Source organism: Paramaledivibacter caminithermalis DSM 15212 (genome assembly GCF_900142245.1).
Lineage (GTDB): Bacteria > Bacillota > Clostridia > Peptostreptococcales > Caminicellaceae > Paramaledivibacter > Paramaledivibacter caminithermalis.
In genome coordinates, this window is record NZ_FRAG01000069.1 from 1 (window position 1) to 14,942 (window position 14,942).

General features: G+C 31.6%; 11 protein-coding genes. All 11 read right to left on the reverse strand.

The window, feature by feature from the left end; translation table 11 throughout:
• Nucleotides 1-173 (reverse strand): IS200/IS605 family transposase (tnpA, locus tag BUB36_RS16575; RefSeq protein ID WP_131821322.1); only part of this gene is annotated, 173 nt, incomplete at its 3' end.
• Nucleotides 174-419: 246 nt separating this feature from the next.
• Entirely contained in the window at nt 420-1,670 is a 1,251-nt protein-coding gene (locus BUB36_RS16580; RefSeq protein ID WP_073152863.1) for a DUF1015 domain-containing protein, read from the reverse strand.
• 11 nt (nt 1,671-1,681) lie between these two features.
• The gene (locus BUB36_RS16585; protein WP_073152866.1) at nt 1,682-2,593 is read right to left on the reverse strand and encodes a D-2-hydroxyacid dehydrogenase; all 912 of its coding nucleotides are present in this window, start codon (nt 2,591-2,593) and stop codon (nt 1,682-1,684) included.
• Between the two features lie 26 nt (nt 2,594-2,619).
• Nucleotides 2,620-3,690, reverse strand: a complete 1,071-nt coding sequence (locus tag BUB36_RS16590; RefSeq protein WP_073152869.1) for a pyridoxal-phosphate-dependent aminotransferase family protein — start codon at nt 3,688-3,690, stop codon at nt 2,620-2,622.
• A gap of 283 nt (nt 3,691-3,973) precedes the next feature.
• Entirely contained in the window at nt 3,974-4,807 is an 834-nt protein-coding gene (locus BUB36_RS16595) for a carbon-nitrogen hydrolase family protein (RefSeq protein ID WP_073152872.1), read from the reverse strand.
• A gap of 381 nt (nt 4,808-5,188) precedes the next feature.
• Nucleotides 5,189-8,233, reverse strand: a complete 3,045-nt coding sequence (locus tag BUB36_RS16600; protein ID WP_073152886.1) for a tetratricopeptide repeat protein — start codon at nt 8,231-8,233, stop codon at nt 5,189-5,191.
• A gap of 36 nt (nt 8,234-8,269) precedes the next feature.
• Nucleotides 8,270-9,106: a DegV family protein gene (locus tag BUB36_RS16605; protein WP_073152874.1), complete on the reverse strand. Its 837-nt coding sequence runs from the start codon at nt 9,104-9,106 to the stop codon at nt 8,270-8,272.
• A 442-nt stretch (nt 9,107-9,548) separates the two neighbouring features.
• Entirely contained in the window at nt 9,549-10,166 is a 618-nt protein-coding gene (locus BUB36_RS16610) for a cyclodeaminase/cyclohydrolase family protein (RefSeq protein ID WP_073152877.1), read from the reverse strand.
• 20 nt (nt 10,167-10,186) lie between these two features.
• Nucleotides 10,187-11,461: an imidazolonepropionase gene (hutI, locus tag BUB36_RS16615; protein WP_073152880.1), complete on the reverse strand. Its 1,275-nt coding sequence runs from the start codon at nt 11,459-11,461 to the stop codon at nt 10,187-10,189.
• 7 nt (nt 11,462-11,468) lie between these two features.
• Nucleotides 11,469-12,374, reverse strand: coding sequence for a glutamate formimidoyltransferase (ftcD, locus tag BUB36_RS16620; protein WP_073152882.1), 906 nt, complete (start codon nt 12,372-12,374; stop codon nt 11,469-11,471).
• A gap of 125 nt (nt 12,375-12,499) precedes the next feature.
• Nucleotides 12,500-14,536 (reverse strand): urocanate hydratase, encoded by a 2,037-nt coding sequence (locus BUB36_RS16625; protein WP_073152884.1) that lies wholly within the window; start codon nt 14,534-14,536, stop codon nt 12,500-12,502.
• Between the last annotated feature and the right edge of the window lie 406 nt (nt 14,537-14,942).

Sequence of the window (14,942 nt, forward strand, 5' to 3'; positions counted from 1 at the left end):
CATGCTTCTGCTTCTATTATCTCTACTCCCTTATACTCACATAATTGCCTTAGTATTTTCCCTATATCTTTCTTTATTTTCCCATATATAATTTGTCTTCTATACTTTGGTGCAAACACTATATGGTACTTACAATTCCATTTCGTATGTGATAAACTATTTATGTCCTTCATTGGACTTCCTCCTTTGCTTTTTAGTCGGTTGGTCAGACCTGACTTTATTATATAGCAAAGGGGGAATTTTTTTATCCTCATAGCTAAAGCTTTTTGGAACCACCCGCTTAGCGGGTGGTATTCTAAATACAAAAAATCACAGCCAAAATGACTGTGATTTTCATCTTTAAATAAGTTTTTTAAAGTTCCAATAGAATAACCCAAGACTTAGAACTTGTAACCAATCAAGGGACTTTAGTCAATTGATTAATCACTTAATCTATGAACAAATAACCCACTTCTTAACTTTGGTTCAAACCAAGTAGATTTTGGAGGCATTACTTCCCCAGCATCTGCAATAGACAGTAAATCTTCCATAGTAGTTGGATACATTGAAAAAGCTACTTTCATATCCTTAGCTACTCTTCGTTCAAGTTCCTCAAGACCCCTTATTCCACCAACAAAATCTATTCTTTTATCAGTTCTAGGATTTTCTATTCCTAATATCGGATGTAAAAGATTTTTTTGTAGTATTGATACATCAAGTCTGTCAACTGGATCATTTGCATCATATATACCTTGCTTTGCAGTTAATTTATACCACTTATCATTTATATACATACCAAAGGTATGCTTTTCTACAGGCTTGTATTGTCCTTCTCCATTGTATTCTTCTATATCAAACTTTTCCCTAACTTTATTCATAAATTCTTCATATGTTAGCCCATTTAAATCTTTAACAACCCTATTATAATCCATTATAAATAAATCTTCATCTGGAAATATTACTGATAAAAAGTAGTTAAATTCCTCCTGCCCAGTGTAGTCTGGATTAGCTTCTCTTCTTTTAAGGCCAACTTTTACTGATGATGCAGATCTATGATGCCCATCAGCTATATATAAATAATCTATTTTATCAAAAATTTCACTTATTTTGGTATTAATGTTATCTTCATCAATAATCCATGCTATATGGGTTATTGAATCTTCACTAGTAAAATTATAAATTGGTTTATGAAATTTTATCCAATCATTTATTATCCTATTCAATTCATCATTTTTTCTATATGTTAAGAAAATTGGAGCAGTATTTGCATCGCAATAATCAAAATTATTTATTCTGTCAACTTCCTTTTCTGGTCTAGTGAATTCATGCTTTTTAATAATATCATTGATATAATCATCTATGGAAGTACATCCAACTATACCTGTTTGAACTCTACCATCCATTATCTGTCTATAAATGTAAAATTTCGGAGTATCATCTTGAACTAATACTTTATCCCTAATCATATTATCCAAATTTTTTCTTGCTGTCTTATAAACAATCTCGTCATATTGACTTATGCTATCTTCAACATCTATTTCTGATCTTACTACATGTAAAAAAGAATATTCATTTCCCTTTGCCATCTCTTTGGCTTCTTCCCTATTCATAACATCATATGGTAAAGAAGCTACCTTGTGAGCTAAATCTTTATTGGGCCTAATTCCTTTAAACGGTTTAACAACTGCCACTATATTACCTCCTATGCAAAAAATTTAGTTATAACCTCTACTACTTCAGCCCCTATTCTAGCTTGGGCTTCCTTTGTAGATGCTCCAATATGAGGAGTTAGTGAAACCCTAGGATGAGTATATAATGCTTTATTTTTAGTAGGCTCTTCTTCAAATACATCAACTGCCGCTGCTGCCACCTTGCCAGAGTCAAGGGCCTTCATTAATGCTTTTTCCGAAATCACTCCACCCCTTGCAGTATTTATTATATATACTCCATCCTTCATTTTTGAAAACTCTTCTTCTCCAAGGACTGCTCCTACTTCTTTATTAAATGGAACATGTATTGATATGAAATCAGAGTTTTTTAACAACTCATCAAAAGGCATATATGTAAAATCATCATATCCCTCTTTAGCACCTGTTCTATTTGTATAAATAACCTTCATTCCAAGAGCATGAGCCTTTTTAGCTGTTTCTCTAGCGATTCTTCCAAAACCTATAAGTCCTAAGGTTTTTCCATTTAGTTCTATTCCTTTATACTGTTTTTTATTCCATTTTCCTTCTCTCATAGTAACATTTGCAATATGAATATGTCTTGCAAGTGCAAACATATGGGCTATTGCAAGCTCTGCAACTGAAGCACTGCTTGCCTTAGGTGTATTCATAACCTGTATTCCATGCTCTAAAGCATAATTAACATCAATATTATCTACACCTACACCTGCTCTTACAACAAGCTTTAGTCTTTTAGTCTCTAAAGCTGCATCTAATACCTCTTTACGTACCTTGGTAGCTGAGCGTACAACCATAGCATCAAACTCTTTTACTTTTTCTTTTAAATCTTCTAATTCAAAATGCTCCTCTACAACTTCAAAGCCTTCATCTATTAGCCTTTGAACTGCTCCTGTATCCATACCGTCTGTAACTAAAATTCTAATCATATTCAAACCCCCAATGGTTATGTATATTATAAGGCAAGTATTTCTTCAATGATTGCCAGTAATTCCTTTATCTCTTCCAATGTAGTATCAGCCATATGAGCTATTCGGAAGGTTTTTTCTTTAAGATCACCATAACCGTTAGATATCATGAAGCCACGCTTACCTAGTTCTTTATTTAAATCTGAAACACTAATACCTTTAGTATTCTTTACAGTTGTCAATGTATTTGAAGCATATTTTTCTTCTGCAAACATTTTAAAATGTTTATTTGCCCAAGCACGAACATACTCTGCCATTTCTTTATGACGATTAAATCTATTTTCAATTCCTTCTTCTAATATCTTATCTAATTGATAATCTAATGCAAACATATGGGGTAATGATGGGGTTGATGGATATTGATGGTCTTTCTTTTGTATATAGTTATATAGGTTTAATAAATCAAAATAATATCCCCTATTAGGTACTTCTTTTGCTGCATTAAGAGCTTTTTCAGAAATTGAACAAATAGCTAGTCCTGGAGGAAGTCCAAGACATTTTTGAGTTGACGTAATGCAAATATCTACACCAAGCTTATCTACTTCAATCTTTGTTCCACCCATTGAGCTTACTGTATCTAAACAGAAAACTACATCAGGATATTTTTTTACAACTTCTGCAATTCCTTCTACTGGATTCATTATACCCGTTGAAGTCTCATTATGGGTTATAGTAATTAAATCATATTTACCAGTAGAAAGTACTTCATCAACCATTTCAGGTGTAGTAGGTTTACCCCACTCTGAAGAAAATTTGTCTGCAGGAACTCCATTCGCTTCAGCCATTTTATACCATCTATCTCCAAAAGCTCCAACAGAAAATACAGCTGCTCTTTTTCTAGTACAAGAACGAACAGCACCTTCCATCAAACCACTACCAGAAGATGTAGATAACATTATCGTATTCTCAGTATACATTAGCTTCTGCATTTTTTTTGCAATACTTCTTTGTAAGTCAGAAGCTTCCTTAGTACGATGCCCTATCATAGGCGTTGAAAGCCTCTCAAGTACATCATCAGCAACATTAACTGGACCAGGTATAAATAATTTTTTATACATTTGTTTCCCTCCAATATAAATAATTTTATATATAAGATAAAGCTTAACCCAATGTAATACATGGAAATGTTAAAGTTCCCGTGGTAAAAAGCATAATAAGTTTTCTGAAAATACTTTTCAGTATACGTTTTCCCATACCAATGATACCATTATTATAAAGTTAAAACAAATATATTAACAATTATTAAAATTTTTTAATTTTTCCTCCAACCTAATAAGCTTCTTACTTAAGGTGAAAGGAAATATTAAAACCTGGAGATAGAAACTAGCACAATGAGTTAATTTAGTGTATACTAAGTTCTTTAATATCATATAAATCTGTTCTTCTATGTTTTAGCAAAGGTAATTGATTTCTTATTTTTTTAATTCTATTTAAATCTATTTCCCCGTATATTATAGTTTCTTTTTCATCGGCTTCTGATATAATTTCTCCCCACGGATCTACAATTAAAGAATGTCCAAATGCCACATAAGTAGAATCTATATTCCTAGAAGGTGACGCTGCAACAAAATATACTTGATTATCCAATGCCCTTATTTTAGCTATACTGTGCCAATGGGCAGGACCTGTTGTCATATTAAAGGCCGCTGGAACTACTATTACTTCTGCTCCCTTTATCGCCATCAATCTCATTAATTCAGGAAATCTCATATCATAGCAAATTGCAACTCCTATTTTACAAAACTCCGTTTCAATCACTGTAACAGTATTGCCATACCCTAAGGTTTCTGATTCTTTAAATGTAATTTCATCCTCTATATCTATATCAAAAAGATGTATTTTCCTATGTTTGCCAATCAATTTGCCATCTCTATCGAACACATAGGAAGTATTATATATTTTTTGACCTTCCTTTTCAGGTATGGAACCACCAACTATGTAAATATTCTCATCTTTAGCTAATCTTGATAAAAAATTAGTAGTAATGCCTGGAAACTCCTCTGCATATTTTGGGAAAAAGCTATTATTGTATGGACAATTGAACATCTCAGGCAATACAACTAAATTTGCACCATTATGACTAGCCTCTTTAAGCATACCTTCTACTTTAATTAAATTATCTTCTTTTTTTTCTAAAATATCCATCTGGCATACTGCTATTTTAAATTCAGACATAGATCCCCCTCCTTTCTTTTTTATTATTTTACCATTTTTTAATAATTTATATTACCAATTTTATTATTTATAAATCTCTAATTTTCTTTGAAATTTATTAAACCTTGAAGTGGTTTATCTCTAGTATCATTTAAAAGTAAAATCATATCAAAAATGTCATATTAATGACATTTTTTATTTTTAAGGAGTTTAAACTTTTTTCACGAAATTGCATATTTGAATTTAAGTAAATTGAAGTAATAAATAGAAAATGTAAAATATTATCAGTAAAATTTTAGAAGTAGGATTTAAGATTTTTTAGACCTAAAAGAATGACTTTAAAACTTGGAACATGGAACTTGTTACTTACTACTAAAATGCGTCTTACAGGTGCCTTTGTTCTCATTTATTAAGAGCCTTTAGTATCTCTATTTCATATCCTTCCTTAACTTTTCTTAAATGTTTAATTCCCATATCACAATATTCATTTAAGGACAGTTTTAGATACTCAGAAAAAAAATTGTTTAAATTTTGGTTGTTTTCCATATTTGCTTTTATCTCTGCTTTAACTCTATATACTAGACCAATCTCTAAAGGACTTTTCAATTTATCGGCATAGTACTCAGCATTTTTTAAATGCTTTAGTGCTAAATTATATTTCCCTTCTTTGCATCTAATCAAGGCTAGAAACCCTTCAGCTATAGATCGTCCCCATAAAGTATCGATCTGTTCATATATCTCCATAGCTTTATTTAAATATTCCTTAGCCTTTAAATAATCCCCCTTTTCAAATGCGGCTTGTCCCGCATTAGTATTGAAAATAGTTAAACCTCTTAATAGACTCTTCTCCTTACATATTTTCATAGCCTTATCATAGTATGTTAATGCCTGAGAAAACTCCATATTATGTCTTCTAATTTCTCCAATGTAATTATAACAAGCCGCAATATTTAAAGAATATTTTCCCTTATCATTATTTATTGCATTAAATGCCCTTATTGATTTCTTCAATAATTCCTCTGCTTTACCATATTCTTCCATCATAATCTTATTTAAACCCTTTAATCTCAAAAATATTCCAATATCTTCTTTTGATCCATAGCTATAGGCAATTTCCAGTCCCTTATCGATATTTTTTTTCATAAACAAAACATCATATACTTGAATACCATAATAGATATTTTGTCTATATCCCTTTAAGGCATATTTAAAGGATTTAATACTAAGAGATTTATTTATCATCTCCTCTATATTCTTCTTTCCTTCTTCATATTCACCTTCTCTAATTAAATATCTACCCCTTATGTGAAGGTAAGCTATTTTCAGCCTAATAACATCTTCATCTTCTTTTTCTATTTTTTTCAACCTAGAGAAGAGCTTCTCAATGTCATTGAAGTATTTTAGTATTTTTTTACTACTCATATTATTGAAATTTGGTTCATTAAAGCCTACATAGTTCATTACAGGAAAAAGTTCATGTTTTACATCAAGGTATGAATCTAGATATTTTATTGTATATTTTAAGGTATTTATAATATTACCAGAATTTGAATAATGATAAATTAGCTTTGGATATATAGATACATCCCTTTTATCATTTTTAAGGGATTTTTCAATAATCTGCCCTGCTTTATTGTGTAATACTTTTCTCTTTGCAACCGACAAACTATTATATACGTATTCTCTAAGCTTTTGATGAGTAAACCTATAGCTAATTTCTTCACCACCGACTTCATCAATTATATATTTATTATGCAGTTCTTCCATAACTTCCACAATTTCCAGCTCATCTTTTCCAGATAGGTCTTTTATAATATTTAGTGTTGCCTTGTCAAAAAATATAGCTACTATATTTAGTATTTTTTTACCCTCATCTGATATACCTATAAATTTACTTTTAAGTATATCCTTCATTTTAGGAGAAATACAGGTATCTAAATCTCCTTTACTCTTTATCATATTTAAATACTCTATAAGAAAGAAAGTATTACCTTCTGTTTCTCTATATATTTTTTCTTTCGTTTTATTTTTAATCCTATGCTCCTTAAGATATTTATTTATGAAATCCTCCATTTCATCCTTAGTGAACCTCCTAAGCTCAAGTATGTCAATTAAATCATAGAATTTTAGCATAGTAATAAATCTATCAATTTTTTCATAATACCCATTTCTACAGGTGGTTATAAGTATTATATTATTATTCCTAAGCATAATATTTGATAATAGTGATAGGCTTAAATCATCTATCCATTGTATATCTTCAAATATAAATGCTATTTTTCTTTTTTCAATTATTTTTTTTATAACTCCATGTATGACTTCCTCAATAACACTGAATTTTAAAGTATCTAAAACTTCTACTGGATTTTTATTATCTAGACATTGTTCTTTGTCAAATACAGGAAATAAATATGAAATCATTTTCCTCCATGCTAGAGGTATATTAATATCATCTTTTTCAATGATATTTGCAAGCTTTAGAAAAATTTCATTCCATGGTTTTAAAAAATAACCTTTCTCTGCTTGATAACAATTGGTCTCAAACAAATATACTTTTTCTTGTTCTATAAATTCTTTAAACTTATCCTTTAGTCTAGTTTTTCCTATACCTGCTTCTCCCCTAATTAAAATGGATTTATACTCTTTGTCATCCATAAAAAACAAAAAATTTTTATTAAAATAATTAACCTCTTCCTCTCTACCATAAAACAATCCATCTAAACTATTGTCATATGAAATTTGCTTTGCTTTACGATTCTTCTTTATATCATGTATTATATTTTTGGTCTTGATATCAGGAGTAATTCCAAGTTCAGTTTCAAGTAAATTTTCTAATTTATTATATAGCTCTATAGCTTTATTATAGACTCCCTGATTTTTATAAACATTCATTAGGACTCTATAGGGTCTTTCATCAAACTCATCTTCAGCAATTATCAGCTTTGCACATTCCTCCGCTTTTTCAAAATTCTTTTTCTCCAAAAAATTATCTATCAAATTATACAATTTTGAAATATAGATATCTTTATAATATTGTCTTTTGCTAAATAGCCAATTTTCAAATCCCTCTGCATTCTTTACCCCAAAACCCTTTAAAAATTCACCATCATAAATATTAATGCAATCGTTATCACTATTTAATAATAATTCTAAGTCGCTTCTTACTACTATATCTGGATTTAAAAATACAATTGACTTTTGAGGAGATATGATGATATCCATATCAAAGGTTTTTCTAATTTTATACATAGCATTCCTAAGATTTTTCTTTGCCACCTTATCTGGAGAATCACTCCAAAAAAGAGTAACCAGTTCATCTCTAGTAGCCTTCTTATTAACAACTAAATAGTAAAACAAAGCTTCTGCCTTCATAAATGGAAAATTAATCTTTTCTCCGTCCTTAACTACATAAGGAGTACTGAATAATTTAACTTTTATTATATTCATCCTATCCCCCTTCTTTGACCTTACTTCTTTAGTCAACTAGAAAGCAATTATAATACCTCCATCATTAGCATAAACAGTACTTATTCCTGCAGTTTCTACAATTATTATGTCTTTAAACTTGTACCTTTTTTTAATTTCATCCTTTAGCTTTTGTGCTTTTTCAAAACAATTACAATGTGCGATTCCAATGATTTTCTCCTCTAATCTCTCACCTTGCTCTCCTATAAGATCAACCAAACGCCTTAGTGCCTTTTTTGATCCTCTTGCCTTTTCTACTAACCTTATAGTCCCTTTATCTGTTGAACCCATGATTGGCTTTATTGAAAAAGCCGTAGCCAATTTCGCAACTATTTTATTTATCCTTCCAGCTTTTATTAAATTATCTAGGGATTCTAAAAGAAAAAATGTCTTCATATCTTTTATATATTCATCTACCCTTTCAATAATCTGATTACGTTTGCAATCTAGATGGACTAATTCCAAGATTTTAAGTCCAACTAATGTCTCACCTACCGATGCACTAAGAGAGTCAAAAACATGTATAAATTTATCCTTTGAATCTTCTAAATACATTTTCTTTGCCAAAACAGCACTGCTATAACTACCGCTAAGTTCTGAAGATAAGGTTACCACAAATACATCTTCTTCCCCTTTATATCTTTCTAAAAAATCATTAGGTGAAGGACTTGCTGTTTTAGGTGGTTTATCCGATTTCTTCATAAGGTCTAATAATGTCCTTTGATCTAAATTTTCATCATCTTTAAACATTTTTTCTCCAACACTTATTTTTAACGGTGCTAAGCATATTTGTGATAATTTTTTTAATTCTTTGTTCATATCAAAGCAACTGTCTCCTATTACTTTTATATTCATAAATTTCTCCTTTCTGATAGATATATATTACTTTAAAGTTTTTATACATTAAATAGTTCTTCATTATTTCCCTAAATAAATTAAAACGCAAAGCATTATATCTATATTTTATCACTTTATACAATTATATTGTATTAATATCTTCCTATGCAATGATTAATTACAATTTTTGTTTTTTTTCGACAGTTACTTGTAGAACAAAGGCTCTCATAAGCCACGTTTTAAGTTGCAAGTTCCATGTTCCAAGTTTTAAAGTCATTCTTTTAGGTCTAAAAAAACCTAAATCCTACTTCTAAAATTTAGCTGGCAATAGTTTATAATTTCTTGTATCAATTGAATTTACTGCTTTTGACCCATACAATTTCTCGCAAAAAAGTTTGAGTTCCTTAGCAATAAAAAAGGGTTAGTGCATAAGTCTTTGCCTAACCCCCTATTTTACAGCCTATAAGTCAACTTTAGATAAAATATCCTTTTCTAAATTATTAATTTCTATTTCTAATTTCTTAACTTTACCCGATACCATCTTAACAAATTCTTCATCCTTTATCGAGCTTAAATTTATTTTTACATTAAATAATGCTGAAAGCACAGCGGTTCTTGCCATCATTGCGGCTACTGCACCATCTGTAACTGCATTTTTATTGCCCTTCTCTACTACTTTTGATATGTGCTGCATTGTATCAAAAGCTTTTTGAGCAACTTCTAAAGGTATAAGAGCAGCATTTTTCATACTATCTTGAATTGCATTTTTTCTTTCTTTCTTTTCTTCATCAGTGTTTTTAGGCATTTTAAAGGCATCCATAACTCTATTAAAGGATTCAGCATCTCTATCAATATCCTCTATAAAGCTTTCTCTTATATTTGGCAGTATAGATGCTATTTCTACCATTTCCTCCTGTATATCCTCATATCCTTTTTTACCTATAGTAAGATTTGCTACCATCTCAGTTAAAGCTGTGGCTACTCCTGCACTCATAGCTGCAATGCTTCCTCCACCAGGAACAGGTGATTTAGAAGCTGTTTCCTCTAAAAAATCCTTTATGGTTTTATCCCCTAGCATTTTTACCTTCCTCCTATAACTTAAATATTATCAAATACTTTGTTTTTATCATAAACCATTATACCATTTTTAATGACCTGTTCTACAGTACTAACTCCTATGTGATAAGGTAAAAACTTGTAAGAAGGAAATTCATGAATTACAATATCTCCCTTTTTACCCACATCTATACTTCCAATAGTATCTGCTTTATCAATTGCAGCTGCACCATTTATTGTCAAAGCTGTTATTGTTTCTTCTATAGACATCTTCATATATAGAGTAGCCAAGGCTATGACTAATGGTATAGATTCCGTAAAACAGCTTCCAGGATTAAAATCTGTAGCAAGAGCTACTGCACATCCATTGTCTATCATATATCTTCCTCTAGCGAACTCTTCCTTTAAACTGAAAGCAGTACAGGGAAGTAATGTAGCAACAACACCTCTTTGGGCCATAGCTTTTATACCATCATCAGAGGCTTGCAATAAATGATCGGCAGAGACTGCTTCAATCTCTGCAGCAAGTTCAGCTCCACCTAATCTAACAATCTCATCGGCATGAATCTTTAACTTCATACCCATTTCTTTGGCTTTTAATAAAAGTCTTCTTGATTGTTCAACCGAAAATACATTTTTTTCACAGAATATATCACAAAACTCTGCTAGGTTTCTCTTTTTTACAATAGGCAATACATCTTCTATTATAAAGTCAATAAATTCATCTTCTCTTCCTTTATATTCCTTAGGTACAGCATGGGCTCCCAAAAAAGTCTTAACTATATCTAAAGGATGTATTTTATCTAGCTCTTCCATTACTTCTAATTGCTTTATTTCGGTTTCAAAATCTAGACCATATCCACTCTTACCTTCAACCGTAGTAACTCCAAAGGATAGCATTGAATTCAACCTTTTCTTTCCTAGTTTGATCAATTCTTCCTTGGAGGCTTCTTTAGTTCCTTTAACGGAGTTTATTATACCTCCGCCACGATTCATTATTTCCATATAACTGTCTCCACGAAGTCTCCAAGAAAATTCTTCTGCCCTATAACCTCCAAATATGAAATGAGTATGCGAATCAACAAATCCTGGCAATACTGTTTTTTGAGATGCATCAATCACTTCATAATCATCTTCACTTATACTTTTTAATACTTCCTGTGTAGCTCCAACGGCTTTAATAATTCCTTCCTCAATTATCACTGCTCCATCATTTATTATATGAAGATCATTCATTTCTTTACCCTTTTTCAAGCTAAATCCACTACATGTTACTAACTCTGAAGCATTCTTTATTAATATGTTTCCCCTTTCCATATTATCACTACTCCATTAAATTAGTTTCTAATACTTTATCCATTGAAAAACCATATAATCCCAGATAGTATGCTGCTGAATCAATTAAAGCTTCCATAGGTACGAGTCCTATTATTTCACTGCCCAGCACATTTATCCCATACCTTCTCGCTTCCATTTTAACTGCTTCAAAGGCTCTATATATTGCAGTCTTTGTATAATCTGTAAGGTTCATTGTAACCTGAGTAATACCCCTTTCAGGTATTTCAACTCCACCAGCCTTGATGAATCTATATCCTCCTCCTGAATGTCTTATAGCTCTTGCAATCTTATTCGCAATTTCAATATTGTCTGTATCTAAATCTATGTTATAGGCTACTAGCGGCATCCTAGCTCCAACTGCAGTTACTCCAGCTGTCGGATGAATTTTAGCTTCTCCAAAATCTGGTTTCCACTCTGGATTCTTAAGTTTCTCAGGCATTCCTTCAAACTGACCCTTTCTAACCTTTGCAAGGTTTTCTCTCTCTGGTTTTGTAGCAGCCTTTTCATACAAAAATACAGGTATATTGTATTTCTCTGCTATTTCTTTACCCGTTTCCTTAGCAATCTCAATAGCTTCTGTCATACTCATGTTTTTTATTGGTATAAATGGTACCACATCAGTTGCACCCATCCTTGAATGTTGCCCCTCATGCTTTGTCATATCTATAACCTCTGAAGCAACTCCTACTGCTTCTACAACAGCATTTTTAACAGCCTCTGGCTCACCCATAACAGTCACAACAACTCTATTATAATCCTTATCTGCTTCATAGTTTAATAGCTTAACACCTTCTTTTCCTCTAAAAGGTGATACAATTTTTTCTATCTTTTCTAAATCTCTACCTTCACTGAAATTAGGTACACATTCAACTATTTTTTTTACATTAGTCATTTTTATGCCTCCTCATTTGCAAAAATGTATTTTACAGAAATTTAATTAAAGACTTTGACTTATACATAAAATACATGTAAGAAAAAGGAATAACCTTTTATCCTACATATATTTTAAATTTACTATTATCCTTGGATTTTCTTCCATGCCTCATCTACTAAATCTTTTATTAGCTCTTCCTTTGGAATATAGGGAAGAGTTATATGATCCTTACCTTCCATCATATCATTATACTCCACACATGTCGCCATAGCATTTTCATTTCTTGCCCAAGCACGTCTTGCAACTCCACCCATTACGTCCCAAGGCATTGAAGATCTTAAGATATTATCAACTCTTTCACTTCCATCAAGAACCATACCAAATCCACCATTAATGGATTTACCAATACCTACTCCACCACCATTATGCAAAGCAACTAAACTCATACCCCTAGCAGCATTTCCAGCATATATTTGAGTTGCTTGGTCTGCCATAATATTACTTCCATCTTTAATATTGGAAGTTTCTCTAAATGGAGAATCAGTTCCTCCAGTATCGTGATGGTCTCTACCAAGCATAACTGGTCCTATTTCACCTTTTCTAACCATTTCATTAAACTTCAGAGCTATATTCATCCTTCCCATAGCATCTTGATAAAGAATTCTAGCCTGAGTTCCAACAACTAATTTATTTTTGTCTGCATCTCTAATCCATACCCAATTATCTCTATCTTGATATCTTCTTTCTGGATCTATAACCTCCATAGCAGCTTTATCAGTTTTTAATAAATCTTCATGCTTACCACTTAAGCACACCCATCTAAATGGTCCATATCCAAAATCAAATAATTGAGGTCCTAAAATATCTTCTACATATGATGGCCATATAAAACCATCCTTGTCGTCTCTTCCATTTTTAGATATTTCTTTGATTCCTGAATCATATATAGCCTTCATGAATGAATTTCCATAATCAAAGAAATAAGTACCCCTTGAAGTCAATTCTTTAATCGCTTCGTAATGAGCTTTTAAAGTTTTGTCCACTAATTCTTTAAACTTAGCTTTATTGGAGCCAAGTAATTCCGTTCTTTCTTCAAATGAAATTCCTTGGGGACAATACCCTCCATTATAGACCTCATGGCAAGAAGTTTGATCAGATAATAAATCTATATGAATATTATTTTCTACAGCATATTCTAGTAAATCAACGATATTCCCATAGAAAGCAATTGCAGCAGGTTCTTCCTTTTCCATATATTCCTTTGCCAATTTATATGCTTCTTCAGGGGTTCTAGCAATATAGCTAACCCATCCTTGCGAGCGTCTTGTTTCAATTCTTGAATAGTCAACTTCTGCTATAATCCCTACTCCTTTAGCTATCTCAACAGCTTTACCCTGAGCACCGCTCATACCACCAAGCCCTGATGTTACAAAGAGTTTTCCTCTTAAATCTCCATCCTTAGGAATCCCAAGCTTAATTCTTCCTGCATTTAGAATTGTACTGTAGGTTCCATGTACAATTCCCTGGGGCCCAATATACATCCATCCACCAGCAGTCATCTGTCCATAGTTTGCAACACCTAAAGCAGCTGCTCTGTTAAAATTGTCTAAATCATCAAACATGCCAATCATTAATCCATTAGTTATGATTACCCTAGGTGCATCAGGCTTAGAATGAAATAATCCCAGTGGATGTCCTGACATAATTACTAAGGTTTGATCCTGTGTAAGCACCTCTAAATACTTTTTAATAAGCCTGTATTGCATCCAATTTTGACATACTCTTCCAGTTTCTCCATAAGTAACTAATTCATAAGGGTATAGCGCTATGTCAAAGTCTAGATTATTATCAATCATTACTTGGAAAGCTTTTCCCTCAATACATTTTCCTTTATACTCATCAATTGGTTTTGCCTTAATATGTCCTTCTGGACGGAAACGGTATCCGTAAATCCTTCCCCTTGTCAAAAGTTCTTCTAAAAATTCTGGAGCCAACTTTTCATGTAATTCTTCTGGAACATAACGAAGTGCATTTTTAAGTGCAAGCTCTGTTTCTTCCTTTGTTAGTGTAAATTCCCTTTTTGGTGCACGCCTAATCCCCTCTACAAATTTTGGATATTCAGGTAAAACGGAATCTAATTTAATTGTCATTGCCTTTGATACGTCAAAATTACTAATCATCATAACACCCCTTTTTTTTAATATATTTATCGGTCAATATGCTTATTATATTGTTTATTTGTATTATAATATTTTATCGTCGCTAAAACGTCTAATTTGAATAAAGCGTCTACCGCCGCTTTATTAGTTGCAAGTTCCATATTCCATGTTCCAAGTTTTATGGTCTTCCTTGTTCTGAAAAATCAAAATGCATTGTATTATAAAATTACTATAATTAGTTTTCTCTTTGATAATAACTTAAAAGCATGTAATATTTAACAATTACTAATCTTTATTACAAAAAACTTAGTTCAATACTTTACGGAAGCTTAATTAACCTGAATTATTCATAGAAAACATCAAAAATGATTGAATCGTAGTATTAACAAGTAGTCCAACAAATTGGACTTTGCACCCATTGGGTGAA